This window comes from Pseudomonas sp. GW821-FHT01C01, assembly GCF_059422645.1.
In genome coordinates this window covers 24,199-49,571 of the sequence record NZ_JBWKXF010000004.1, presented here as the reverse complement: position 1 = coordinate 49,571, position 25,373 = coordinate 24,199, and the positions used below count along the sequence as shown (strand labels likewise).

The 25,373-nt window shown below is 60.7% G+C and carries 25 protein-coding genes and 1 riboswitch; of the genes, 11 read left to right on the top strand and 14 right to left on the bottom strand.

Translation table 11 applies throughout. The features are described 5' to 3' along the window. Positions 1-75: 75 nt before the first annotated feature. Complete coding sequence (locus tag AC07XF_RS03970; RefSeq protein WP_204929440.1) at positions 76-471, top strand: DUF1090 family protein; 396 nt, start codon at positions 76-78, stop codon at positions 469-471. A gap of 159 nt (positions 472-630) precedes the next feature. Here the strand turns inward: AC07XF_RS03970 and AC07XF_RS03965 are convergent, their stop codons facing one another. Next, positions 631-1,080: a c-type cytochrome gene (locus AC07XF_RS03965; RefSeq protein WP_495025484.1), complete on the bottom strand. Its 450-nt coding sequence runs from the start codon at positions 1,078-1,080 to the stop codon at positions 631-633. A 127-nt stretch (positions 1,081-1,207) separates the two neighbouring features. On the opposite strand from AC07XF_RS03965, the gene mltA reads away from it, so the two are divergent. Continuing rightward, a complete protein-coding gene (mltA, locus tag AC07XF_RS03960) occupies positions 1,208-2,392 on the top strand; it encodes a murein transglycosylase A (RefSeq protein ID WP_495025483.1) in 1,185 nt (394 codons plus the stop codon). A gap of 127 nt (positions 2,393-2,519) precedes the next feature. Here mltA and AC07XF_RS03955 read toward each other — a convergent pair whose 3' ends face one another. Together AC07XF_RS03955 and AC07XF_RS03950 are read right to left on the bottom strand one after the other, a co-directional pair. Beyond that, the gene (locus tag AC07XF_RS03955) at positions 2,520-2,903 is read right to left on the bottom strand and encodes an MAPEG family protein (RefSeq protein WP_495025482.1); all 384 of its coding nucleotides are present in this window, start codon (positions 2,901-2,903) and stop codon (positions 2,520-2,522) included. Between the two features lie 49 nt (positions 2,904-2,952). Next, complete coding sequence (locus tag AC07XF_RS03950) at positions 2,953-3,786, bottom strand: EamA family transporter (protein WP_007981649.1); 834 nt, start codon at positions 3,784-3,786, stop codon at positions 2,953-2,955. Between the two features lie 317 nt (positions 3,787-4,103). Here AC07XF_RS03950 and AC07XF_RS03945 point away from each other — a divergent pair, with 317 nt between their 5' ends. Continuing rightward, on the top strand, positions 4,104-5,285 hold the full coding sequence (locus tag AC07XF_RS03945) for an MFS transporter (protein ID WP_495025481.1): 1,182 nt from the start codon (positions 4,104-4,106) through the stop codon (positions 5,283-5,285). Here the strand turns inward: AC07XF_RS03945 and AC07XF_RS03940 are convergent. Together AC07XF_RS03940 and AC07XF_RS03935 are read right to left on the bottom strand one after the other, a co-directional pair. Continuing rightward, complete coding sequence (locus AC07XF_RS03940) at positions 5,277-6,173, bottom strand: formate/nitrite transporter family protein (protein WP_495025480.1); 897 nt, start codon at positions 6,171-6,173, stop codon at positions 5,277-5,279. The genes AC07XF_RS03945 and AC07XF_RS03940 overlap by 9 nt on opposite strands. Before the next feature lie 176 nt (positions 6,174-6,349). Continuing rightward, positions 6,350-6,754, bottom strand: a complete 405-nt coding sequence (locus AC07XF_RS03935; RefSeq protein ID WP_007994339.1) for an acyl-CoA thioesterase — start codon at positions 6,752-6,754, stop codon at positions 6,350-6,352. A 198-nt stretch (positions 6,755-6,952) separates the two neighbouring features. Beyond that, positions 6,953-7,052: riboswitch (S-adenosyl-L-homocysteine riboswitch) on the top strand. 23 nt (positions 7,053-7,075) lie between these two features. Between AC07XF_RS03935 and ahcY the strand changes: the two genes are divergently transcribed. The 4 genes from ahcY (at position 7,076) to rhlE2 (ending at position 12,586) form a co-directional block, all read left to right on the top strand. Further along, on the top strand, positions 7,076-8,485 hold the full coding sequence (ahcY, locus tag AC07XF_RS03930; RefSeq protein WP_007981660.1) for an adenosylhomocysteinase: 1,410 nt from the start codon (positions 7,076-7,078) through the stop codon (positions 8,483-8,485). 158 nt (positions 8,486-8,643) lie between these two features. Continuing rightward, positions 8,644-9,489 (top strand): methylenetetrahydrofolate reductase [NAD(P)H], encoded by an 846-nt coding sequence (gene metF, locus AC07XF_RS03925; RefSeq protein WP_495025479.1) that lies wholly within the window; start codon positions 8,644-8,646, stop codon positions 9,487-9,489. Positions 9,490-9,682: 193 nt separating this feature from the next. Next, the gene (locus AC07XF_RS03920) at positions 9,683-10,498 is read left to right on the top strand and encodes a substrate-binding periplasmic protein (protein ID WP_495025478.1); all 816 of its coding nucleotides are present in this window, start codon (positions 9,683-9,685) and stop codon (positions 10,496-10,498) included. A gap of 222 nt (positions 10,499-10,720) precedes the next feature. After that, positions 10,721-12,586 (top strand): RNA helicase RhlE2, encoded by a 1,866-nt coding sequence (gene rhlE2 / locus AC07XF_RS03915; RefSeq protein ID WP_495025477.1) that lies wholly within the window; start codon positions 10,721-10,723, stop codon positions 12,584-12,586. A 227-nt stretch (positions 12,587-12,813) separates the two neighbouring features. Here rhlE2 and AC07XF_RS03910 read toward each other — a convergent pair whose 3' ends face one another. The 3 genes from AC07XF_RS03910 to AC07XF_RS03900 form a co-directional block, all read right to left on the bottom strand. Further along, on the bottom strand, positions 12,814-13,407 hold the full coding sequence (locus tag AC07XF_RS03910) for a YceI family protein (protein WP_007994347.1): 594 nt from the start codon (positions 13,405-13,407) through the stop codon (positions 12,814-12,816). Between the two features lie 32 nt (positions 13,408-13,439). Continuing rightward, positions 13,440-13,991 carry a cytochrome b gene (locus AC07XF_RS03905; RefSeq protein WP_495025476.1) on the bottom strand — a complete coding sequence of 184 codons (552 nt, stop codon included), beginning with the start codon at positions 13,989-13,991 and terminating at the stop codon, positions 13,440-13,442. 264 nt (positions 13,992-14,255) lie between these two features. Next, on the bottom strand, positions 14,256-16,019 hold the full coding sequence (locus AC07XF_RS03900) for a flavin monoamine oxidase family protein (RefSeq protein WP_495025475.1): 1,764 nt from the start codon (positions 16,017-16,019) through the stop codon (positions 14,256-14,258). A 223-nt stretch (positions 16,020-16,242) separates the two neighbouring features. On the opposite strand from AC07XF_RS03900, the gene AC07XF_RS03895 reads away from it, so the two are divergent. After that, positions 16,243-17,649, top strand: coding sequence for an adenosylmethionine--8-amino-7-oxononanoate transaminase (locus AC07XF_RS03895; RefSeq protein WP_495025474.1), 1,407 nt, complete (start codon positions 16,243-16,245; stop codon positions 17,647-17,649). A 174-nt stretch (positions 17,650-17,823) separates the two neighbouring features. Then, the gene (locus AC07XF_RS03890; RefSeq protein WP_495025473.1) at positions 17,824-18,543 is read left to right on the top strand and encodes a 16S rRNA (uracil(1498)-N(3))-methyltransferase; all 720 of its coding nucleotides are present in this window, start codon (positions 17,824-17,826) and stop codon (positions 18,541-18,543) included. Positions 18,544-18,644: 101 nt separating this feature from the next. Here the strand turns inward: AC07XF_RS03890 and AC07XF_RS03885 are convergent, their stop codons facing one another. Genes AC07XF_RS03885 through AC07XF_RS03875 form a run of 3 tightly spaced genes read right to left on the bottom strand, consistent with a single transcriptional unit; the run spans position 18,645 to position 21,196 of the window. Then, on the bottom strand, positions 18,645-19,547 hold the full coding sequence (locus tag AC07XF_RS03885) for a transporter substrate-binding domain-containing protein (protein ID WP_495025472.1): 903 nt from the start codon (positions 19,545-19,547) through the stop codon (positions 18,645-18,647). A gap of 29 nt (positions 19,548-19,576) precedes the next feature. Next, complete coding sequence (locus AC07XF_RS03880) at positions 19,577-19,927, bottom strand: RidA family protein (RefSeq protein WP_007975437.1); 351 nt, start codon at positions 19,925-19,927, stop codon at positions 19,577-19,579. A gap of 27 nt (positions 19,928-19,954) precedes the next feature. Then, the gene (locus AC07XF_RS03875) at positions 19,955-21,196 is read right to left on the bottom strand and encodes a D-amino acid dehydrogenase (RefSeq protein WP_495025471.1); all 1,242 of its coding nucleotides are present in this window, start codon (positions 21,194-21,196) and stop codon (positions 19,955-19,957) included. A gap of 109 nt (positions 21,197-21,305) precedes the next feature. Between AC07XF_RS03875 and AC07XF_RS03870 the strand changes: the two genes are divergently transcribed. Next, a complete protein-coding gene (locus AC07XF_RS03870; RefSeq protein WP_495025470.1) occupies positions 21,306-22,223 on the top strand; it encodes a LysR family transcriptional regulator in 918 nt (305 codons plus the stop codon). A gap of 55 nt (positions 22,224-22,278) precedes the next feature. Here AC07XF_RS03870 and trhA read toward each other — a convergent pair whose 3' ends face one another. Then, positions 22,279-22,896, bottom strand: a complete 618-nt coding sequence (gene trhA, locus AC07XF_RS03865; protein WP_495025469.1) for a PAQR family membrane homeostasis protein TrhA — start codon at positions 22,894-22,896, stop codon at positions 22,279-22,281. A 231-nt stretch (positions 22,897-23,127) separates the two neighbouring features. Between trhA and AC07XF_RS03860 the strand changes: the two genes are divergently transcribed. Further along, on the top strand, positions 23,128-24,042 hold the full coding sequence (locus AC07XF_RS03860) for a LysR family transcriptional regulator (protein WP_495025468.1): 915 nt from the start codon (positions 23,128-23,130) through the stop codon (positions 24,040-24,042). Positions 24,043-24,153: 111 nt separating this feature from the next. On the opposite strand, the gene madM is transcribed toward AC07XF_RS03860, so the two are convergent. Together madM and madL are read right to left on the bottom strand one after the other, a co-directional pair. Continuing rightward, entirely contained in the window at positions 24,154-24,918 is a 765-nt protein-coding gene (gene madM, locus AC07XF_RS03855; RefSeq protein WP_007987763.1) for a malonate transporter subunit MadM, read from the bottom strand. Position 24,919: 1 nt separating this feature from the next. Then, positions 24,920-25,336 (bottom strand): malonate transporter subunit MadL, encoded by a 417-nt coding sequence (gene madL, locus AC07XF_RS03850; RefSeq protein WP_495025467.1) that lies wholly within the window; start codon positions 25,334-25,336, stop codon positions 24,920-24,922. Positions 25,337-25,373 lie beyond the last annotated feature (37 nt).

Here is a 25,373-nt window from a genome sequence, read left to right as displayed (position 1 = left end):
GGAACCCCACGGGACCGCTGGGCTCCAACAAGCCATTGCCACACCGGCCTGCTTGCCTTCTTACATGGAGCTTTTATGAAATTTCTTTCACCGCTCGCCCTGTTGACCCTTTGCAGCGTGCTGGCCACCCCGTTGATGGCGGACGAGGAAGCGCCGGGGCTGACCGGTTGCGCCGCCAAGAAGCAAGGCATCATCAACCAGATCGAATTGGCCAAGGTCCACGGCAACGCCGACCAGCAGGCCGGCCTGGAAAAAGCCCTCAGCGAAGTCGAAGCGAACTGCACCGATGCCTCGCTGAAGAAAGAACGGGAAAACAAGGTGCTCGATGCCAAGCACGAAGTCAGCAAGCGTCAGGCGGACCTGGACAAGGCCATGAGCAAAGGCGACCCCGACAAGATCAACAAGCGCAAAGACAAACTCGCCGATGCCCGCAAGGAATTGCAGGACGCACTTGATGAGCTGGATAAATAAGCACTGGCAACGAACATCGATCTTTGGTGCTACTAAAGCAGCCTTCGCGAGCAAGCCCGCTCCCACACTGGATCACCGTCGAGCACAGATTTTGTGTCCACTGAAAATCAAATGTGGGAGCGGGCTTGCTCGCGAAGACGTCAGACCGAACAACACCAATCAATGATCCCGAAACGCCTTATGACACGCACTGCAAGCATCTTCGACTTTCTGTACCGCCGGCCCCAGGTTGCTTACCTTGTAGGGTTGAACCTGGCTGGCGATCACCAATTCACCGGTGGCGCTCTCAAGGTCACGGGCCATTGTCTGAAAGCGTGCCTGTTGCTCCCAGACATCGCTCTTGGCGCTGGTGTGATCGTCCTCGCGCACTTGCGGGAAATGTTTCCACGGCTCACGGGACAGCACATCGAGTTTCACCGCGCCCTCGGCGAACTTCGGCCCATCGAAGGCAATGCGCCCACGCAACATGCCACCCAGGTCTTCTCCAGTCTTGAGCATCTGCTTGAAAATGGCCTTGCGCTGGCCGAGCGGCGAGTTGGGGTCGACGCCGCCACAAGCGGACAGCGTCAGGCAGGCCAGCAATACAACAGAAAGTCTTTTAAGAGTCATGGTGGCTTCAGGTCACGGAAACGGCGGCCAGTATCCTCGTGTCATCGGCAAAGACCAATAGCCCTATTATCAACAAGGGTTGCCTGAGCGCATGGAGCGCTCAGGCAACCGGCAAAGGAATCACTCCATGAACAGCCGTTTCAAGGCATGGCGTCACAGCCTGGCCTGGACCCTGCCGATGGTGGCCCTGCTCGCAGGCTGCACCGGTGGCGACAAGCAACAACCGAAAACCCATGCCCTGGCTACTTACTCCAGCGCTACATGGGACGCGCTGCCGGCGGTGTCCGACACCGACCTGGTCGCCGGTTTCGGTTCGTGGCGCAGCGCCTGCACCCGACTCAAGGCCGACCCGGTCTGGGGTGGCACCTGTGCAGCCGCCGCCACGGTGCCGCAAACCGCCAGCGACATCCGTGGCTTTCTTAAGCAGAACCTCGACGTTTATGGCCTGCGCGCCGCCAACGACAACCCCGACGGCCTGATCACCGGCTACTACGAACCGGTCTATCCCGGGAGCCTGACCCAGACCAGCGCTGCCAATGTCCCGGTGTATGGCGTCCCCGAGGACATGATCATCGTCGCCCTCGACAGCATTTACCCGGAACTCAAGGGCAAACGCCTGCGCGGACGGCTCGAAGGTCGCGTGCTCAAGCCGTACGACGATGCGGCAACCATCGAAAACAAAGGGGTCAAGGCGCCGGTCGTGGCCTGGCTGACCGATCCGATGAACCTGCAGTTCCTGCAGATCCAGGGCTCGGGTCGCATCCAGCTCGACAATGGTCGTCAATTGCGCATTGCCTATGCCGATCAGAATGGCCATCCGTATCGACCGATCGGCCGCTGGCTGGTAGAGCAAGGTGAGTTGAAAAAGGAAGACGTGACCATGGGTGCCATCAGCACCTGGGCCAAGGCCAATCCGTCACGGATTCCCGAACTGCTCGGCAGCAACCCCAGCTATGTGTTCTTCACCCGCAACCCGGACAGCAACGAGGGTCCGCGCGGCTCGTTGAACGTACCGTTGACCGCCGGTTACAGCGCAGCGGTGGATCGCAAGGTGATTCCGCTGGGCAGTCTGTTGTGGCTGTCCACCACCAAACCGGACGGCACAGCCCTGGTTCGCCCCGTGGCAGCACAGGACACCGGCGGCGCGATTGCCGGCGAAGTCCGGGCGGATCTGTTCTGGGGTACCGGCGATGCGGCCGGGCAATTGGCCGGGGACATGAAACAGCAGGGGCAGATCTGGATGCTCTGGCCCAAAGGTGCTGCGCTGCCGCAAGTGCCGCAGGTGGCGGATGCGGTCAAAGCCAATCCTTGAGCAACTGATTACTGTAGGAGCCGGCTTGCCGGCGAAGGCGGCGGGCTGATCAACAATTATGTCGCCTGACACTCCGCTTTCGCCGGCAAGCCGGCTCCTACAGGTCAATGGTGTCGGCGAAGATCTTTTAGACCGACACCACAAAGAAACTCACGATCAACGCCATTCCCACGAACCACACCAGCGACCGCAGCGTCGCCCAGTCCGCCAGGTAGCAAATGATGTAGAGCAGGCGACTGGTGATGAACAACACCGACAGCACGTTGATCGTCACCAGTTCGGCATTGCCGGCCAGGTGCGCCACGATCACCGCCGCGGCAAACGCCGGGGTCACTTCGAAACTGTTCAAATGCGCCGCGTACGCCCGTCTGCCCAAGCCATCCAGAGAGTCGAGAAAATCCCGAGGGTCATGATTGTCTTTCAGCCTGAACCCGCCGCTGATCTTGGCGGTCCACGTACACACATACGGCAGGAAAATCGCGATCAAAATGCACCACAGAGCCACCGTCATAACGCCGTCCTTTCTTCCAGTTGTGGAGGGTTGAATTCCATCGGGGCGATCAAAACTTCATCACCAGTATGCCGATCAGTACCAGCCCGCAGGCCAGGAGCCGGGGTCGACCAAAAGGCTCCTTGAGGTAACGCATGCCAAACAGCACCACTAGAATCACACTGATCTCGCGCAGTGCCGCCGCTTCGGCAATCGACCCCAGCTGCATCGCCCACAGCACCAGAGCGTAGCTGAACAACACGCAGAACCCGACCGCCAGGCCCAACCGCCACTGCTCGCGCCAGAACAGCATGAACGCGGGGCGCTTGCGCACTAACGCCAACAGCGGAAACGGCCAGGCGCTGAGCAAGGTGACCCAGACCAGGTAATCCAGTGGATGAGACCAGCGTCGCAATGCCTGCCCGTCGATGTACGTGTAGCAACCGATGCACAGGCCGATCAACGCCACCACCGGCAACATCGACCACGGCAGGCGCGCACCGCCACCGCCCTGCCAGAGCAGGCACAACATGCCGAACGGGATCAGCAGGATGCCGAAAATCTGTTGAGGGGTCAGCACTTCCCCGGCAAAGATCAGCGTCAGCGCCAGCACCACCAACGGTGACAGGCCGCGCATCAATGGATAGACCAACCCGAGGTCGCCAACCCGATAGGCCTGGATCAGTAAATAGCGATAGAGCAACTCGAACGCCGCCGATGCCAGGATCCATGGCCAGATCTCCAACGGCGGCACGCTCAGGAACGGCAACATCAGCGCGACAAAGAGCAGTGCCACGCTGTCCATGCAGGCCACTACCAACAGCCGTTCCGCACTGAACTTGATCAGGGTATTCCACGCCGCATGCAACAGCGCCGCCACCAACACCAACGCCGTCGCAAGCACGGCCTACTCCTTTTGTTATCTCCACGATCCCTGTAGGAGCGAGCTTGCTCGCGATGGACGTCAACGATAACGCGTGCTGCCTGGATAAACGCGCTGCCTTGATGTCTTTCGCAAGCAAGCTCGATCCTACAGGGGCCAGGTACAGAATTGATTCGCCATATTTCAGTGGCTGTTTATACTGCAAGCGACCACGCCGCACTCAGTTGCGCACAGACTAATTCCTATAAAAATTCTGCCCGGCCCGCTCTCGTCGAGAACGGTCGTCGGCCTGCGTATGCCTGATCACAGCGTCAAGACTACCGACAGAGACCTTGCGCATGCCACTCGCTTTACTAGCCCTCGCTGTTGCCGCCTTCGGCATCGGCACCACCGAATTCGTCATCATGGGTCTGTTGCCCGACGTCGCTCGCGACCTCGGCGTGAGCATTCCCGATGCCGGATTGCTGATCACCGGCTATGCCCTGGGCGTGGTGTTCGGCGCGCCGATCCTCGCCGTCGGCACCGCCAACATGCCGCGTAAAGCCACCCTGCTGGGCATGACACTGATGTTCATCCTCGGCAACATGCTCTGCGCACTGGCGCCGAATTACGCCACACTGATGGCCGCGCGAGTGATCACGGCACTGTGCCACGGCGCATTTTTCGGCATCGGTTCGGTAGTGGCTGCCGGGCTGGTCGCCCCCAACAAACGGGCCCAGGCAATTGCCATGATGTTCACCGGCCTGACCCTGGCCAACGTGCTCGGCGTGCCGTTGGGCACCGCACTCGGGCAATACGCGGGTTGGCGCTCGACCTTCTGGGCGGTGTCGGTGATCGGGGTACTGGCTGCGATTGCGCAATGGGTCTGGCTGCCGAAACACATCGCGATGGATAAAGCCAACCTGGCCAGCGAGTTCAAGGTGCTGGGCAAGGCCAGCGTATTGCTGGCCCTGGGCATGAGTGTGCTGGCCTCGACCAGCCTGTTCAGTGTGTTCACCTACATTGCGCCGATCCTGCAGGACATCACCGGCGTCAGCCCTCACGGCGTCACCCTCATGTTGCTGTTGTTCGGCGTTGGCTTGACCGCCGGCAGCATGCTCGGTGGTCGCCTGGCGGACAGTCGGCTGCTGCCATCGCTGGTGGGCATGGCATTGGCGGTGCTGGTGGTGCTGGCGGCGTTCACGCAAACCAGTCACTCGGTGATCCCGGCTGCGATCACGCTCGTGCTGTGGGGGACTTTCGCCTTTGCACTGTGCCCGATCCTGCAGTTGCTGATCATCGATCAGGCTCATGAAGCACCGAACCTGGGGTCGACCTTGAACCAGAGCGCCTTCAACCTCGGCAACGCCGCCGGCGCATGGATTGGCGGCCTGGTGGTGGCCAGTGGCGCGGACCTGGCGGACTTACCCTGGACCGGTGCATTGGTCAGCGGGCTGACCGTGCTGACTGCGCTGTTCTTCATCTATCGCCAGCGTCGGGGTGCGACTGCACTTGGTGTAGTGGGCCGAGCATCACCTTGATTGTTTTTTGATCAACTGCGGATCGGGCGTATCGCTCTGATCCGCTGATTTCTTCGGCGGCCCGCTTTCGCTGCGAATCTGTGCATGGCTGATCAGCGCGAAAATAAAACTGCCACCGATGATGTTCCCCGCCAGCGTCGGCCCGGCGAACACCAGCCAGAAATCCTTCCACGGCAACTCACCCGCAAACACCAGATACGACACCTCGGCCGAACCGACCACGATGTGAGTGAAATCCCCCAGCGCCATGAGGTAGGTGATGAGGATGATGATCCACATCTTGGCGCTCTCCATGGACGGAATCATCCAGACCATGGTGGCGATCATCCATCCGGAGACGATGCCCTTGGCGAACATCTGACTGGCATGGTTTTCCATGACCTTGCGGCCGATATCGAGGAAAGCGACATCGGTCTTGCTGTCAAAGATCGGCAGCTCCAGCATCACGTACGCCACCAGCAAGGTGCCGCAAAGGTTGCCGATCAACACCACCGTCCACAGCCGCAGCAGCCGGGCGAAGTTGGCCAGTGTCGGCTTGGTCATCACCGGCAGGACAGCGGTCAGGGTGTTTTCGGTGAACAGTTGCTGACGGGCCAGGATCACCGCGAGAAAACCGGCGCAATAACCGAAACTCGCTATCACCTTGAACCCTTCACCGTCCGGCAGCCGCGAATTGAGCAATCCCATGGCCATCAGCGACAGGCCCATGGTCAACCCCGCCGCCAGCGCCGACCACCACAACGCGGCAATGCTGCGCTCCAGTTCCTGATCGCCCTGGGTGCGGATGATTTCATGCAACACCGCGGCACGGGGTGGCTGGCTCTTTTCGACTTCGTGCTCTTCTTGCGCCGAAAGGTTCGGGGTCTTGCCGTCTTGTGCCGAGTTCATGGTGTGCGCAACCGGTGGCGGGCTATTTAGCTACGACACGCGGGGTTCACGGCTGTTCAGTGCCCAGACAAATCTTCGGCGAATACAGAACCGCTTTCGCGAGCAAGCCCGCTCCCACATTGGAATGCGTTTCAAATGTGGGAGCGGGCTTGCTCGCGAAGAAAGCGACGCCGATCTTACTGAGCGGCGTCATCGTCCTTGAACTGGTCCTTGACGTACTTGATCTCGGTCCGGCCGTGGGGCGCCGGCAAGCCGTCTTCACCGAGGTTCACGAAGACCATTTTCTCGACCGTGAGGATGCTCTTGCGGGTGATCTTGTTGCGCACTTCACAGGTCAGGGTGATCGAGGTACGGCCGAACTCGGTTGCGGTGATGCCCAGTTCGATGATGTCGCCCTGGCGCGAGGCGCTGACGAAGTTGATTTCGGAAATGTACTTGGTGACCACACGCTGATTGCCCAACTGGACGATGGCGTAGATCGCCGCCTCTTCGTCGATCCAGCGCAACAGGCTGCCACCGAACAATGTGCCGTTGGGGTTGAGGTCTTCAGGTTTTACCCATTTGCGGGTGTGGAAATTCATATTCGCTCCTGACCATCTTGCCGATTGATGCCAGGCATCATGGCAGAGCCCGGACTAGAGCTCTATAAAGCTTCGACTATGGTCTCGATTACCGTTCGGACATTGACCGACAGAAACGCTTTGGAAGATCAGCATAGCCCGCTATAATCGCCCCCGTTTCAAAACGGTAACCTCTTATTGCTACCGTTTTCCCGCCACCTGTCCGAGGGGCGCTGCAGCAGGTTCGACCTGTCAGGCTCGGATGGGGCGTTGCCTGGCCTTAAGCCAGACACTAAACGCACAACGGCGCCCATTCGCATACATTACGAATGGAGGCTCTTCATGAGCGCTGTTATCACGCCTGCAGATTTTACCGATTACAAAGTCGCCGACATGTCCCTGGCTGCCTGGGGCCGTCGCGAAACCATCATCGCCGAATCCGAAATGCCAGCCCTGATGGGTCTGCGCCGCAAGTATTCCGTTGAGCAACCGCTCAAGGGCGCGAAGATCCTCGGCTGCATCCACATGACCATTCAGACTGCCGTGCTGATCGAAACCCTGGTTGCCCTGGGTGCCGAAGTTCGCTGGTCGTCCTGCAACATTTTCTCGACTCAGGATCAGGCCGCCGCGTCCATCGCCGCTGCCGGCATCCCGGTTTTCGCCTGGAAAGGCGAGACCGAGCAAGAGTACGAGTGGTGCCTGGAGCAAACCATCCTCAAGGATGGCCAGCCATGGGACGCCAACATGATCCTCGACGACGGCGGCGACCTGACCGAGCTGCTGCACAAGAAATACCCACAGGTTCTGGACCGCGTCCACGGCGTGACCGAAGAAACCACCACCGGTGTTCACCGCCTGTTGGACATGCTGGCCAAGGGCGAGCTGAAAATCCCGGCCATCAACGTCAACGACTCGGTGACCAAGAGCAAGAACGACAACAAGTACGGCTGCCGTCACAGCCTGAACGATGCGATCAAGCGCGGCACCGACCACCTGCTGTCCGGCAAGCAAGCGCTGGTCATCGGCTACGGCGACGTGGGCAAGGGTTCCGCCCAGTCCCTGCGTCAGGAAGGCATGATCGTCAAGGTTTCCGAAGTCGACCCGATCTGCGCCATGCAAGCCTGCATGGACGGTTTCGAAGTGGTTTCGCCGTTCATCGACGGTATCAACAACGGTACTGAAGCCAGCATCGACAAGGCACTGCTGGGCAAGATCGACCTGATCGTGACCACCACCGGCAACGTCAATGTTTGCGATTCGAACATGCTCAAAGCCCTGAAGAAGCGTGCTGTTGTCTGCAACATCGGTCACTTCGACAACGAAATCGACACTGCTTTCATGCGCAAGAACTGGGCATGGGAAGAAGTGAAGCCACAGGTTCACAAGATCCACCGCACCGGCGCTGGCGATTTCGACCCGCATAACGACGACTACCTGATCCTGCTGGCCGAAGGCCGTCTGGTTAACCTGGGTAACGCAACCGGTCACCCGAGCCGCATCATGGACGGCTCGTTTGCCAACCAGGTTCTGGCGCAGATCTTCCTGTTCGGCCAGAAGTACGCCGACCTGTCGCCAGCCCAGAAAGCCGAACGCCTGACCGTTGAAGTACTGCCGAAGAAACTCGACGAAGAAGTGGCCCTGGAAATGGTCCGTGGCTTCGGCGGCGTTGTGACTCAACTGACCAAGACCCAGGCCGACTACATCGGCGTGACCGTCGAAGGCCCGTTCAAGCCGCACGCTTACCGCTACTGATAGGCCGGCTCTTCCTGTGTAGGAGCGAGCTTGCTCGCGATGGACGTTAACGATAACGCGTGCTGTCTGGATAAACGCGTTGCCTTGAGGTCTTTCGCGAGCAAGCTCGCTCCTACAGGGGGCCAGCGTCCGCCTTATGAGTTTCCAAGGATATGACCATGTCCCAAGATCGTCGCTACAGCTTCGAGTTCTTCCCTACGAAGACCGATGCTGGGCAAGAAAAGCTGCTCGCCACTGCTCGTCAGCTGGCCACCTACAACCCCGATTTCTTCTCCTGCACTTACGGCGCCGGCGGTTCGACCCGTGATCGCACGCTGAACACCGTTTTGCAGCTCGAAAGCGAAGTCAAAATCCCTGCCGCTCCGCACCTGTCCTGCGTGGGCGATAGCAAAGCTGACCTGCGCGGCCTGCTGGCCCAGTACAAGGCCGCCGGCATCAAGCGTATCGTCGCCCTGCGCGGTGACCTGCCTTCGGGCATGGGCATGGCCAGCGGTGAAATGCGCCACGCCAACGACCTGGTTGAATTCATTCGTGAAGAAACCGGCGATCATTTCCACATCGAAGTCGCCGCCTACCCGGAAATGCATCCGCAAGCGCGCAACTTCGAAGACGATGTCGCCAACTTCGTGCGCAAAGCCAACGCTGGCGCCGACAGCGCGATCACCCAGTACTTCTTCAACGCCGACTGCTACTTCTACTTCGTGGAACGCGTGCGGGCGCTGGGTGTGAATATCCCGATCGTGCCGGGCATCATGCCGATCACCAACTACAGCAAGCTGGCGCGCTTCTCCGATGCCTGCGGTGCGGAAATCCCGCGCTGGATCCGCAAGCAACTGGAAGCCTACGGCGACGACACCCAGAGCATTCAGCGCTTTGGCGAACAGGTCATCACCGAGATGTGCGAACAATTGCTGCAGGGCGGCGCTCCAGGGCTGCACTTCTACACGCTGAACCAGGCTGAAGCGAGCCTGGCGGTGTGGAACAACCTGAAGCTGCCGCGTTAAAAGTCGTTAAAGCAAGATCAAAAGATCGCAGCCTGCGGCAGCTCCTACAGAGAAATGTGTATTCCCTGTAGGAGTTGCCGCAGGCTGCGATCTTTTGCTTTCAACGCACTGTTAATGTGCGGCAATCCACGGAGTTAGAGCATCTGCGGTCAGTTTCTGGCTCTTTCCGGTTTCTCGTCGTAATCTCAAGCCCATGCCTTTGATCACGCAGTTAATCGCCGTGCTTGCCTTCACTTGCCTGAGCTTCGCCGCCCGGGGCGAGAAGCTGCGCATTGTCACGGAACCGTGGGCGCCTTACGTATACGAAGACAACGGCATATCACTGGGGCTGGACTACGAAACCACCGCGATTGTCTTCAAGCGCCTGGGCATTGAAGTGGAATGGCAGTTCCTGCCCTGGAAACGCTGCCTCTCGATGCTTGAATCGGGTCAGGCCGATGGCGCGCTGGACATCTTTCACAGCGACGAGCGTGATGCGACCCTGCTCTACCCCAGCGAACCCCTGTCTGAAGTCCAGTTCGTGATGTTCTACGCCAATGACCGGCCCCATCCGTTTCGCACCCTCGATGAATTGCGCGGCCTGACCGTAGGCACCTCGCCGGGTTACCTGTACAGCAAGGACTTCAGCGATTCGACGCTGTTCACCCGCGAGCCGGCCCCCACCCATGAAGCCAACTTCGGCAAACTGGTACGTGGACGGATTGACCTGCTGATTACCGACCGCCGGGTCGGCCAGCATTTGCTCGACGAACTGGGCATCCGCGACAAAATCACCGAAAACCCTACGGTCATCAGCCAGCAAAGCCAGTTTCTCGCGGTGCGGCGCAACGCGGGCATGGATCTGCTGGTGCAGCGTTTCGGTGCCGAACTCAAACGTTTCAAGCGCGAGCCCGCCTACGCTGAACTGAGTGCCCGCTATGGCGCGGAACCGGCCGCCAGCGTGAAGGCTGAAAAGACCACGGCGGCCTCGGAAAAAACCGTTGAGCAGCATGAAAGCAGCGCGCAGTGATTGCTCTGTTATACTCCGGCCTTCCCGCCAGGCTCACGCCCGGACGCTCGGAATCGTTAAAGGCATCTCGACCCCGCTACTGCGCAGCTTTCAGCCCGCGCGAGCGCTTGCAGACGAGCCTTCGAGACCCAGCAGGACCGGACGGGATAGCGTCTCCTTAAACGCCATTCGCGCCAGGCAAGACTCCCATTGGGCCAAGCCCTAACTAAAACAGGATTTCTCATGTCCTTTGCTTCCCTCGGTCTCTCCGAGGCTTTAGTCCGCGCCATCGAGGCGGCGGGCTATACCGAGCCTACTCCGGTGCAACAGCGGGCCATTCCCGCCGTGTTGCAAGGTCGCGACCTGATGGTCGCGGCACAGACAGGTACTGGTAAAACCGGCGGTTTCGCCCTTCCGATCCTGGAGCGGTTGTTCCCCAACGGTCACCCGGACAAATCCCAGCGTCACGGCCCGCGCCAACCACGCGTGCTGGTCCTGACCCCGACCCGCGAACTCGCCGCGCAAGTGCATGAAAGCTTCAAGGTCTATGCCCGTGACCTGAAGTTCGTCAGCGCCTGCATCTTCGGCGGTGTCGGCATGAACCCTCAGGTTCAGGCCATGGCCCGTGGCGTAGACGTGCTGGTGGCCTGCCCTGGCCGCCTGCTCGACCTGGCAGGTCAAGGCAGCGTCGATCTGTCCCACGTGGAAATCCTCGTGCTGGACGAAGCCGACCGCATGCTCGACATGGGCTTCGTCCATGACGTGAAGAAAGTGCTGGCGCGTCTGCCGGCCAAACGCCAGAACCTGCTGTTCTCCGCGACCTTCTCCAAAGACATCACCGACCTCGCCGGCAAGCTGCTGCACAACCCGGAACGCATCGAAGTCACGCCGCCGAACACCACGGTCGAGCGTATCGAACAGCGTGTGTTCCGCCTGGCCGCCAGCCACAAGCGTTCCCTGCTGGCCCACCTGATCACCGCCGGCGCGTGGGAACAGGTGCTGGTGTTCACCCGCACCAAGCACGGCGCCAACCGTCTGGCCGAGTACCTGGACAAGCACGGCCTGAGCGCCGTCGCGATTCACGGCAACAAGAGCCAGAACGCCCGCACCAAAGCCCTGGCCGACTTCAAGGCCGGTACTGTGCGCATCCTGGTCGCCACCGACATCGCCGCTCGCGGCCTGGACATCGACCAGTTGCCACACGTGGTCAACTTCGAACTGCCAAACGTCGATGAAGATTACGTGCACCGTATCGGTCGTACCGGCCGTGCCGGTCGTTCGGGCGAGGCGATTTCGCTGGTAGCACCGGACGAAGAAAAACTGCTGAAAAGCATCGAACGCATGACTAGGCAGAAAATCGCCGACGGCGACCTGATGGGCTTCGATGCGAGTGCCGTGGAAGCCGAGAAACCAGAAGTACGCGAGCGTCCGGACATGCGTAACCCGCGCAATCCACGTGGCCCGCGCGGCGACGGTCCGAACGGCAGCGGTGGCGGCCGCAAGGACAAAGGCAAGGACAAGGGCAAGGAAAAACCGGCGGGTGAGCGCGGTGAGCGTCCGGCCCGTCAGCAAAAGCCTCGCGAAGGAACCCCGGCCCGCGAACAGCGCCAGCCGAGCCAACCACCACGTGCCGCTGCTGACCGTGCCCCGGACGAGTTCCTGGACGACGATATCGATAACTTCGGTAACCGCGTCGACTACGTGCCGCAGCAAAAGCCGGCTCAAGGCCGTGGTCGCCGTCCGGGTGCTCCGGCACAAGGCACCGCGGCAGGTTCGGGCGCTCCCCGTTCCGGCAAACCACAAGGTCGCCAGAACGGTCCGCGCAACAGCGACGGCGCCACCACCGGCACCCCACCGGCCAAGCGCAACGGCCCACGCAGCGGCGCGCCACGTGATGGCCAAGCCCGCCGCGAAGACTCGCGCAATCGCCGCCCCGCCCGTGACGAGCAACCTCGTTCGGAACCGGCCGTGCAGAACCCGCGTGGTCCGGCACCGAAGATCATGCACAAGGAGTCCAAGGCTGACCGCTTCCCGACACCTGAGCAACTGGATCAACTGCCAAGCCGCCCTCGTGGTGAGAAACCAGCGCTGCTGACCCGCAATCGCTGAGTTATCGCCGCAATAGAAAATGCCCCGAACCGCAAGGTCCGGGGCATTTTTGTTGGTGCTGGATCGGCTTCTGTAGGAGCCGGCTTGCCGGCGAATGGGCCCTCGAATTCCGCAGTGACCTTCGGGGCGCCTTCGCTGGCAAGCCAGCTCCTACAGGGTTTTGCGTACGGCAATAAAAAACGCCCGTGTTCGGGAGAACAGCGGGCGTTTTTTTGTCAGGCGAAAAATTATTTCGCTTTGATACCTTCAAAACTGACGTACAGATCGACGGCGTCAGACTGTGGACCCAAGTCCATCATCTTGCCGAAATCGGAACGCTTGATGCTGGTAGTGCCCTCGAAGCCTGCACGGTAGCCGCCCCATGGATCCTTGCCTTCACCCAGGAAAGTGGCCTTGATCACGACTGGCTTGGTTACGCCAGCAATCGTCAGGTCGCCGGTCACATCGGCCGTGTCTTTGCCAGCAGCGTTTTTACCAGTGGCTTTAACGCTGGTGGACACGAACGTGGCCTTGGGGAAATCAGCCACTTTCAGGAAGTCTTTGCTGGAGACGTGCTTGTCACGTTCAGCGTTGTTGGTGAAGACGCTGGCGGGGTTCACGTTGAACTCGATCTTGCTGTCTTCAGGCTTGGCAGCGTCGAAGCTGAACTTGCCGTCCATGGTCTTGAAGGTACCGGTGATGTAGCTGTAGCCCAGGTGGCTGATCTTGAAGTTGACGAAGGCGTGCTGGCCTGTTGTATCTACAACGTAGTCAGCAGCCATCACATTTGCGGACAGCAGGGCCGAACCGATTGCCAGGGCGGCGAGAGTCTTTTTCAACATGCTTTGTTTTCCTTGGGAGTCGAGGTTGAACTTCAGGCTTTGCGACCCAGCATTCGCTTGAGGGTCACATCACGGTCGATAAAGTGGTGCTTCAATGCTGCCAACGCATGGAGCACGGAAAAAATTACCAGCACCCACGCCAGGTAGAGGTGAATCGCACCGGCGTTATCTGCCTGGTCCGGCAGTCCGGAAACCAGGGCAGGCACTTCAAACCAGTCAAACACCGGTATACCGGCACCTTCTGCGGTGGAAATCAGGTAACCGGCAATCATCACAGCGAACAGACAGAGATACAAAAAGGCATGGCCGAACCTGGCGCCCAGACGCGTCATGCGGCTGTAGCTGGCCAGGGTTGGCGGCGGCGGGCTGATGAAGCGCCACAACACGCGCAATACCATGACCCCCAGCAGAATCATACCAATGCTCTTGTGCAGATCCGGACCGTCTTTGCGCCATGGGTCGTAATAGCCGAGGCCGACCATCCACAGCCCAAGGGCGAATAAACCGAATACGGCCAGTGCCACGCCCCAGTGCATGAAGATACTGACCCAGCCGTAGCGGGAGGTAGAGTTACGTAGCTGCATTGCCTAGATCCCTGTAAGTGCTGGCCCAAGACTATCGAGTTATCCATCGAATTAAAGCCGAAAATTTCGCTTTGAAATATCGATAAATGCGATCAAGAGTCTGAAATAGGCGAGTTAAGAAAAGATTAAAGGCCGATGTGTATACAAAAATGTAGCCCAACTCAATAACACTTCCTGCAAATGGTTTATTCGATTGTGAAAGCGGATTTCTCCAGGCATAAAAAAACGCGGCATTTACGCCGCGTTTTTTTTATGCCCCAGGGCTTATTGCGCCTTGGTATCCGTTGCCGGGGTCGCTGCGGGTTTGGCCGTTGGCTTCTTGGCCGGCTCGGCTTTCTTGGCAGGTGCCTTGGCCGGGGCTTTTTTCGCTTCGGTCTTGGCTGCCGGTTTCGCCGGGGCTTTGGCCGGAGCCTTCTTGGCCGGCTCGGCTTTTACCGGTGCCGCAGGCTTCGGTGCTTCCACCGGTGCCCGCGCGGCGGCCGGGGCTGGCGCCGGAGCAGGTGGGGCAACAGGTTCAGGTGCCTTGACCGGTTCCGGTTTTTTCTCGTCATCCGAGCCACCGAACAGGTTGCTGAAGAAGTTGCCCTTCTTCGCAACCACCGCGCCAGCACCCGCCGCTGCGGCAGCTGCCGGAACCACTTTCGCCGGTTCAAACGACTTGCCGGCCGCCAGGTCTTCAACTTGGCTGGCTGCACGTTGACCGGTGCGCAATGCACCTTCCAGGGTGCCCGGATACAGGGTGTCAGTGTGTTCGCCGGCGAAGGTTACACGCTGGACCGGACGTTCCCACAGGCGCCAGAATTTGCTGATCTGGCCTGGACCGAAGGCCAGGTAGGCACCGCCAGTCGACGGGTCGGTGCTGTAACGACGGATTTCATAACCGGTGAACGAACCGCGCGCCTGTGGATAGAACGTGTGCAGGCGGATCAACACCTGATCGACCATCTGCTTGTCGCCGAACGCCTGCATCACCCGCGCGTTGTCGCCGGACAGGTTGATCACCACGTTGGCACCGCCCTTCAGGGCAGGCTCGATCCACAACATGCCCAGGCCGGTGTTGCTGTAGACCTCGCCGGACATGCGCGCCTTGCTTTCCCACACCGGCGTCTTGAACTTCAGCATGATCTGGTCACGCCAGCCGTAGTTGGTGCCCTTGATCGCCGCCAGGTGCTGGGCGTCCAAAGCCGGAGTCATCTGGATCTTGTTCAGGGCGCGCAAGGGTACGGCCAGCACCACGTAGTCAGCCTGATAGCTGACGCTGTCGACTTTGACGGTCACGCCGTCCTTGTCCTGAATGATCGCCGAGACCGGGGAGCTGGTCTTGATGGTTTTCAGTTGTTTGACGAAGGCCTGCGCCAGCACCGGGCTGCCGCCGACCAGACGCGAAGCACGCAGGTCACGATCGGAAACGCCACGGTAAACGCGGCTCTGCTGAGCGTAATACAGCAGCGACAAGCGCGAAGGCTCGTCGTAGCGGGTACGGATCTGCTGGTTGATCAGCTGGCGCGCGGTGGCCGGCAGGTTCTGCTTGTCGAGCCAGCTCGACACGTTGACCTGATCCAGCGCGTGCAAGGTGTTGTTGGCGGCCGGGTTCTGCGGGTCATCGATCGAACGCGCCAGGTCGTCGAGGGTTTTCTCGTAACGCTTGAGCGCTTCGGCAGTGGCCGGCTCCTTGGTGGCAAGATCGGCAGCGCTGTAATACACGCCGTCGATCAGGTAGCCAGGAGTCCGCACGAACTCAGGTGCCGGCGTGGTGCTCAGCTTGAAGTTCGAAACGTACTTGTTCAGCACCGGTTGGGTCTTGTCGTTGCCGATCCACTCGCTGGTGGCCATGCCGGAACGGCCGCCCAGGCTCGACTTGGCTTCCAGCAGAGTGACCTGCCAGCCCTTGTTCTGCAGCTCGTACGCGGCCGTCAGGCCCGACAGGCCGCCGCCGACCACGATCGCGGTTTTATCCTTGGCCAGCGCAGACACGCTGAACAGCCCCAACATCACCAGCGCACAGGCGCGCAGCCAACCGACAGACATTCAGCGAACTCCGGAATTACACGAGGAAAACAGCAGTTTTTGCGAGCCAGACGGCCCAAGAGCCGCGAAGGATACGTTAGCCGTCAGACGCCTGCCAGCAACGTCTATCGGCCTGGACAAAGTAGTTCATTCGACACAATGGGTTGTTCCCGTGACACGCATTGCATAGGCTTGCGCGATTGTTTGTCCGCGCGTCTCACGGACCGCCTCCAGGAGAGTGAAAATGGGCCTGAATAATCAGTGGATGCAACGCGATCTCGCCGTGTTGTGGCATCCCTGCACCCAGATGAAAGATCACGAGCAATTGCCACTGATCCCGATCAAGCGCGGTGAAGGCGTGTGGCTGGAAGACTTCGAGGGCAAACGCTACCTCGATGCGGTCAGTTCCTGGTGGGTCAATGTGTTCGGGCACGCCAACCCGCGGATCAACCAGCGCATCAAGGACCAGGTCGATCAGCTCGAACATGTGATCCTTGCCGGCTTCAGTCATCAACCGGTGATCGAACTGTCCGAGCGCCTGGTGAAGATGACGCCGGAAGGCCTGACCCGGTGCTTCTACGCCGATAACGGCTCATCCTGCATCGAAGTCGCGCTGAAAATGAGCTTTCACTACTGGCTCAATCGCGGTCAGCCGAACAAGAAACGCTTCGTCACCCTGACCAACAGCTACCACGGCGAAACCATGGCCGCGATGTCGGTGGGCGACGTGCCGCTGTTCACCGAAACCTACAAAGCGCTGTTGATGGACACCATCAAGGTGCCGAGCCCGGACTGCTACCTGCGTCCCGAGGGCATGAGCTGGGAAGAGCATTCGCGCAACATGTTCGCAGCCATGGAACAGACCCTGGCCGAAAACCACGACAGCGTCGCCGCCGTGATTGTTGAACCGCTGATCCAGGGCGCCGGTGGCATGCGCATGTATCACCCGGTGTACCTCCAGTTGCTGCGTGCGGCCTGCGACCGCTACGGCGTGCACCTGATCCACGACGAAATCGCCGTCGGCTTCGGCCGCACCGGGACGATGTTCGCCTGCGAACAGGCCGGTATCCGTCCGGACTTCCTGTGCCTGTCCAAGGCCCTGACCGGCGGTTACCTGCCATTGGCGGCGTGCATGACCACCGACGAGGTCTACAGCGCCTTCTACGACGACTACCCGACCCTGCGCGCCTTCCTGCACTCCCACAGCTACACCGGCAACCCGCTGGCGTGCGCGGCGGCCCTGGCGACCCTGGATATTTTCGAAGAAGACAACGTCATCGAGAACAACAAGGCCCTGGCGCAGCGCATGGCCTCCTCCACCGCGCACCTGGTCGATCACCCGAATGTCTCCGAAGTACGTCAGACCGGCATGGTGCTGGCCATCGAGATGGTCAAGGACAAGGTCACCAAGGAAGCCTACCCATGGCAGGAACGTCGCGGCCTGAAGGTGTTCCAGCACGCACTGGAACGTGGTGCATTGCTTCGTCCATTGGGCAGCGTGGTGTATTTCCTGCCGCCGTATGTGATCACCCCGGAGCAGATCGATTTCCTGGCCGAAGTGGCCAGCGAAGGGATCGACATCGCCACCCGTGACAGTGTCAGCGTGGCAGTGCCGAAGGACTTTCACCCAGGGTTCCGTGATCCTGGCTGATGATTCCACTCGCGATCCTGTGGGGTCTGGCAGTCCGCTTTCGCTGGCAAACCAGCTCCTACAGGTCAGGGTCGTACACAAAATTTGCGGCAGTCAGTTCCTTGTAGGAGCTGGCTTGCCAGCGATAAGGTCGGCACGACCTTCAAATGATTTGCACTTTTTCAGAGACTCCGCATGAGACTGTCCCGCTTCTTCATCGACGCCCCCTTGAGCACCGGCGAGCACGAATTGCCCGAAGCCCAGGCCCATTACATCAGCCGCGTGCTGCGCATGGCCGAGGGCGATGCGTTGCAGTTGTTCGACGGCTCGGGCCAGGAGTTTCGCGCCAGGCTGGTCGAAGTCGGCAAAAAACGCGTCGTGGTGCAGATCGATGAAAGCTTCGCCGGGCAGGTCGAGTCGCCGCTGCAAATCCATCTCGGCCAGGGCCTGTCCCGAGGCGAGCGCATGGACTGGGCGATTCAGAAAGCCACTGAATTGGGTGTCACTGAAATCACCCCGATCTTCACCGAACGCTGCGAAGTCCGGCTCAAGGACGAGCGCGCCGACAAGCGCCTGCTGCATTGGCGTCAGGTGGCGATCAGCGCGTGCGAGCAGTGCGGGCGTTCACGGGTACCGGTGATTCATCCGCCGCTGTTGCTGGCTGACTGGTTGAAGCAGACGCAAGCCGGATTGAAGCTGGTTTTACACCCGGTGGCCGAGCCGTTGGTGAGCCACGCCAAACCTTCAAGTCTGGCATTCCTGATCGGTCCAGAGGGCGGTTTATCCGATGCCGAAGTCGATCAGGCCAAGGCCAGCGGCTTCCACGCCGCCCGCCTCGGTCCACGGGTGCTGCGCACCGAAACCGCACCGGTTGTTGCACTGGCGGTGGCCCAGCAACTTTGGGGTGACTTCTAGTGCCTCTTCGCGAGCAAGCCCGCTCCCACATTGGAACGCATTCTGTGGGAGTGGGCTTGCTCGCGAATGGCCGCGACACGGTCTAGAGGCCGATCTGGCTGCTACTGCACCGGATCGCTCACCGGTTTGGCAATGATTGCCTTGAGTTCGCTGGTCATCGGGAATTCAAGGTTCAAACCCTTCGGCGGGATCGGCTGCTCGAACCAGCGTTTGTAGATGCCATTGATCTCGCCCGAACTGTACAGATCCGCCAATGCGCCGTTGACCAGCGCCAGGAACTGCGGATCGCCCTTGCGCACCATGCAGCTGTAGATCTCCCGTGATTGCTCCTCCCCGACCACCACCCACTTGTGCGGGTCATTGGCCTTGGCGCGCTCGCCGTAGAGCAGCGCGTCGTCCATGTAGAACGCCACCGCCCGGCCCGATTGCAGCATCTGGAAGGCTTCGCCGTGGTCCTTGGCACTGATCACGAACATGTCGATCTTGTGATCGACGTTGTAGCTTTTCAGGAAGCGCTCGTTGGTGGTGCCGGCGGTAGTCACCACGTTCTTGCCGCGCAGGTCGGCGAAGCTCTTGATCCCACTGTCCTTGGCCGTCAGCAACTGGCCTTTGACGTAGATGAAGCCGTAGGAGAACGCCACCTGCTTCTGCCGCTCGGCGGTCACGCCGGTGGAACCGCACTCCAGGTCCACGGTGCCGTTCTGCACCAGTGGAATGCGGGTTTGCGAGGTCACCAGGTTGTACTTCACCTTCAAGTCCGGCAGCGCCAGTTGCTGCTGGATGCGCTCGACGATCTTGCCCGCCAGATCCACCGAGTAACCCATCGGCGTGCCGCTGTGATCACCCACGTAGGAGAACGGCACTGAAGCGTCGCGATAGCCCAGGGTGATGCTGTTGGCGCTGGCGATCTTGCTCAGGGTGCCGGTCAGCGGCGCTTCATTGGCTTGAACCTGACTGCCGAGCAACAGGCCAAGCGTACAAGCGAGCAACGTGATTTTTTGCATTGTTATTCTCCGTTGTGGGTGTTGGTTTATCAGACGCGTGCCGCGATGACGGTGATTTCCACCAGCACCTGCGGGCGGGCCAGTTCGGCCTGCACGGTGGTGCGGCTCGGTGCCTGTCCCGGCGATAGCCAGGCCGACCAGACCTCGTTCATCGCGGCGAAATCCTCGGTGATGTTCTTCAGGTAAATGGTCGCACTGAGCAGATGATCCTTGTCGCTGCCCGCCTCGGCCAGCAAGGTATCGATTTTCGCCAGCACTTCGCGGGTCTGGCCGCTGGCATCCCGGGCATCGCCCGGCACCTGCCCGGAGAGAAACACCAGGTCGCCAAAGGTCACGGCGCCAGACAAGCGCGGGTTGCTGTGCAGTCGGGTAATGGTCATTGCAGTGTCCTCCTTAGAAATCAGTATTCAGGCGACCCGGTGGCTGAAACCCTGAAGGTCAATGGACGGCTGGCGCTCGCCGATCAGCTCGCTGAGCAAGCGCCCGCTGCCGCATGCCAGGGTGAAACCCAGCGCGCCGTGGCCGAGGTTGAGCCACAGGTTGCGATACGCTGTCGCGCCCAGCAACGGCACGCCGTTAGGGGTGGCCGGGCGCATGCCGGCCCATTCGACGGCTTCGTCATAGGCGCCGGCATTTGGAAAGGTGTCATGGGCCTGACGCTTGATCAGCACCAGGCGCTTGGGGTCCAAAGCAGGGTCGAAGCCGACAATGTCGACCATTGCCGCCACTCGCAATTGCTCGCCGATGCGCGCGTAGACGATCTTGCGGTCGTAGTCGGTGATACTGACGTCCGGCGCTCGGTGACCAGCGCCGATCGGCACGGTCAGGCTGTAGCCCTTGAGCGGATAAAGCGGCAGTTGCAGCCCGGGAAGCGCCAACAGCGGGCTGCGGTGACCGGCGGCGATCACCAGTTGATCGACCGGCAGCACTTGCTCGCCCAGTTCGATGGCGTTGACGCTGCCGTTGCTGTGGCGAATGCCGGTTACCGCTTGCCCGAGACGAAACTCGCAACGGCCGGACGCTTGCAGCCGGGCGGCCAGTTGCTGGCAAAAACCGTGGCAGTCGCCCACCTCTTCGTCCGGGGTGTAGATCGCCCCGACAAAGGGCGCATCGATCAGCGCCGGTTCCAGTTGCGCGCATTCGGCCGGCGACAACACCTGCTGTTGCTGCGGATCGGCCAGGCTCTGGCGCGCACGCTCGAAGCTGCTGTTCTGGCGGAAAGTCACCAGTTTGCCATTGCGCCGCCACTGGAATCCCGTCAGCCCATCGCCCTCGCGCCAGGACTTCAATGTGTCCTGGCTGAACAGCGCCAGACGCAGCAGGTGCGAGGCGTTCTCGCGGTTGACCGAGCGGCGGCAGGCGCCGAGGAACGATGCCATCCAGCGCCACTGGGCCGGGTCAAAGCGCGGGCGCAGCTTCAACGGTGAGTCGCCGCGCAGCATCCAGCCGATGGCTTGCAAAGGCACACCGGCGTCGGCCAGGGGCGCGACATAGCGATAGGACAACTGGCCGCCGTTGGCGAAGCTGGTTTCGCTGCCCAGCGAATCCCGTGCCTCGACCACCGTCACCTCAAAGCCGTCGCGCACCAGCGCATAGGCCGTTGCCAGGCCAATCACGCCGCCTCCGATGATGCACACACGCTGAGCCATGTCCGTCCTTAAAACCGTTGTGAAGACGAGGCCAAGGTTAGAGCCAGGTGACAGACGTTGAACAATGCATAAAGATGGCAAACCCATAAACAAAGGTTATGGACTTGCCATGCGCCTTCGCCATATCGAGATTTTCCAGGCCATCCGCCAGACCGGTTCGATCAGCGCTGCCGCGCAATTGCTGCACGTCTCGCAGCCGGCGGTGAGCAAGGTGTTGCAGCACGCCGAGCAACAATTGGGTTTCCCGCTGTTCCTGCGGGTACGCGGCAAGTTGCAGGCGACGCCGGAAGCGCTGGAACTGGAGCGTGAAGTGGACAAGGTCAGTGAAAGCCTGCAAGGCGTGCGACGCCTGGCGCAGAGCCTGCGCCGCGAACCGGGCCACAGCCTGCGCATCGGTGCCACCCCGGCGCTGGCCCTGTCATTGCTGCCGCCGGCCATTCACGAATGGACCGGGCGTTACCCGGACATCGCTTGCGAACTCTCCAGCGCCCACAGTCGCGAACTGGTGCAGAACCTGTTGATGCGCGAAGTGGATGTCGCCCTGACCCTGCAACGCCCGGATCACCCTGGACTCAAGGCCCAGGCGCTGGCCTCGGGGGTGCTGGTGGTGTTGGCGCCCGACGGTTTCTGGCCGGCGGCCGACGCCGGCCAGCCACTGCCGCTGATGGCGCTGGCGAATGCGCCGCTGATCGGGCTGTCCAGCGCCGATCCGTTGGCCGCGCGGCTCGACAGTTATCTGGAAGCCGTCGAGCCGCCGCCCCGGATACGCATCGCCGTACAGACCTATTCACTGGCCCGGGCCATGGTCGAATCCGGTGCCGGCCTGGCGGTGATCGACCCGTTCACCGCCCTCGGCGCATCACCGGGCACCACGACCATCCGCCCGCTGGCCCCGCCACTGCCGATCACCCTGTACGCCGTGACTCGCGCCAGCGAACCACTGCCGCACACGCTCAATGACCTGTTGCAGATCTTCAGCCGCCGCGCCCGGGAGCAATTGGAGAACCTGAGTCCTGCGCAACCCTGAAGCCTGATGAACAACCTGTGGGAGCGGGCTTGCTCGCGAATGGCCGCGACACGGTCTAGAGGACATAAAAGAAAATCGCCACGAAGTGCAACAGGCTCCCGGCGATGACAAACAGATGCCAGATCCCGTGGGCATGTCGCAACCGATGGTCGAGGGCGAAAAAGATAATCCCGACGGTGTACAACACACCGCCTGAAGCCAGCCACGCAAACCCGGCACCGCCCAGTGCCGCAAGCAACGGCTTGACCGCCACCAGTACGATCCAGCCCATCACCGCATAAATCACGATCGACAGAATGCGTGCTTCCGAACGCGGCTTGATCTCTTGCAGTATGCCGATCAGCGCCAAACCCCAGACAATCCCGAACAACGTCCAGCCCCACGGCCCGCGCAGGGTCACCAGGCAGAACGGCGTGTAGCTGCCGGCGATCAACAGGTAGATCGAGAAGTGATCGACCTTCTGCATAATCTCTTTCTTGCGCCCGCGCACGCTGTGGTACACGGTCGAAGCGCTGTAAAGCACCAGCAAGGTAAAGGCGTAGATCGCCATGCTGACAATCTTCCACGGACTGCCGTCGAGACTGGCCAGCACAATCAGCCACACCCCTCCGATAAACGCCGCCACTGCCCCGACCAAATGCGTCCAGGCGTTCAGTCTTTCCCCGTGATACATGCGTTGCTCACCTCGAATTTCATTACCGCAGAGCGCAAGGCTCAGCCCTGAAGCTTAAAAGCGCAATGTTTCAAAACACAACTCCCCTGTAGGAGCCGGCTTGCCGGCGAAGGCGGTGATTCAGACAAATCGCGGCGCGGCATTCGCTGGCAAGCCAACTCCTACACAACCCAGCATGCGCGAGTTTGAGGAATTGGGCACAATCGAGTCATTCCAAAAAGAGTCCGCCCCATGCTGATCGATGAAGAGTTGACCCTGAAAAAACTCGAGGTGTTCCTGGCCTTCATGCGCACCGGCAACCTGGCGCGGGCCGCTGTCGAGTTGCAGACCAGCAACGTCAGCGTGCATCGGGCGATCCATTCCCTGGAAAGCGCCCTGCGCTGCCCGTTGTTCAAGCACGAAGGCCGCAACCTGACACCGCTGGAAAGCGCTTATGTGCTGGAAGAACGGGCGCAGAAGCTGATTCAGGACGTCGTCGAAAGTGTGCGCCTGACCCGCGAAGCCGCCGGGTTCTCGGCTGAACGCTTCAAACTGGGCTCACTGTATTCCCTGACGGTGAAGACCGTGCCGCAGCTGATCATGGGTTTGAAGATCCGCCGCAGCGAGCTCAACATCGACCTGATTCTGGGCTCCAACATCGACCTGCTCTACAAGCTCAAGAACATGGAAGTCGATGCGATCCTGGTGTCGCTGGACGACACCGTCAATGACCCGGATTGCGAACAGATCCCGCTGTTTTCCGACGACATTTTCCTCGCCACACCCGCCGACTCGAAGTTTGCCCAGCGAACCGAAGTCGACCTGGCAGAGGTCCGCGACGAAACCTTCATCACCCTGACCCAGGGCTTCGCCACCCATCAGGACGGCAAGCGGGTGTTCGAGCAGGCAGGGTTCGAGCCGAAGGTGGCGATGCAGGTCAACGACATCTTCACGCTGCTGAGCATGGTCAGTTCGGGCGTGGGTTATGCGTTGCTGCCGGGGCGGATTGCGGCGGTGTACGAAAACCGGGTGAAGCTGATCCCGTTGCAGGAAAAGTACCGTTTGCAGCAGCACATTGGCGTGGTGTTCCTGAAGGCCAAGGAACGTGATCCGAACCTGCTGGCGTTGCTGGCGGAGTGTCGGATGTATGCCAATCGCCAGGCTTGAAAACGAGTCGCGCCCTTCGCGAGCAAGCCCGCTCCCACATTCGATCGCATTCCAAATGTGGGAGCGGGCTTGCTCGCGAAAGCGTCAGACCCGACAACTCAGCCCCTGAACCTAGCCGACAATCCCGCGAACAATGAAGAACAACAGAGAAGGCCCCAACAGGCACCCAAGCCCGGTGTGGAACGTCGCAGTCAACGCACCATAAGGCACCAGGCGCCGATCCGTCGCCGCCAAACCGGCGGTCACGCCACTGACCGTCCCCGCCAGCCCACCGAACACCATCGCCGAACGCGGATTGTCCAGGCCCATCCAGCGCGCCGCCATCGGTGTACCGACCATCACCAGAATCGCCTTGATCAGACCGGTGGCAATCGACAGCGCCACCACATCGGAACTGGCGCCGATCGCCGCACCGGTCACTGGCCCGACGATGTAAGTCACCGCACCGGCGCCAATGGTGGTCATGCTCACCGCGTCGCGGTAACCGAATGCCCAGGCCATGCACGCGCCGACAATGAACGGCAGCACCGTGCCCAACAGCAGCGCGATCACACCAATCAAACCGGCCTTTTTCGCTTCGGTGGCCTGCACCTCGAATGCCGTGGCGACGATGGCGAAGTCCCGCAGCATCGCGCCGCCCATCAACCCGATGCCGGAAAACAGCGTCAAGTCCGCCAGGCCTTTTTGCCCGCCGGTCATCGTGCCACCGACCCAGGCCAGTACCAGGCCGATGACGATGGCGATGGCAGAGCCGTGAATTCGCCCGAAGGTCAGGCGTTTGGAGAGAATTACCGACACCCACATGATGATGCCGACGAAAGCGAATGCGGTGACCAGACTGTTAGTTGCCAGGCCTTTCTCAAAGAGTTCCCACATATCAGCGGCCTCCTACTGGAGTGCCAACCGGTGCCACTTCCACCGGTTCATCGGGCAAGGGTTCGCCTTTATGGGTCCGGCTGATCAGGGCAATGGTGCAACCGCAAACCACCACCGAACCGATCGCCGCCAGCACCGCCACCGGACCACCGTGCAGCGCCGTGACCACGTTTTGTTGCGCCGCCATCGCGACCACCACCGGAATGTACATGGCGCCCCAGAAGCCGACGCCCATCTCGCAATCCTTGGTCATGCCGCCACGCCTGTGCATCCACAGCCGTGCGCAAATCAGCAGGATCATCGCGATCCCGACACCGCCGACGTTTGATTTCACACCCAGCAACACACCGAGCATGTCACCCATGATCACCCCTGCCAGCGTACAGATCGCCAACAGCGCCACACCGTAAATAATCATTGTTGTAGTCCTCAAAGTGCATCGTCGAATGTTGTTT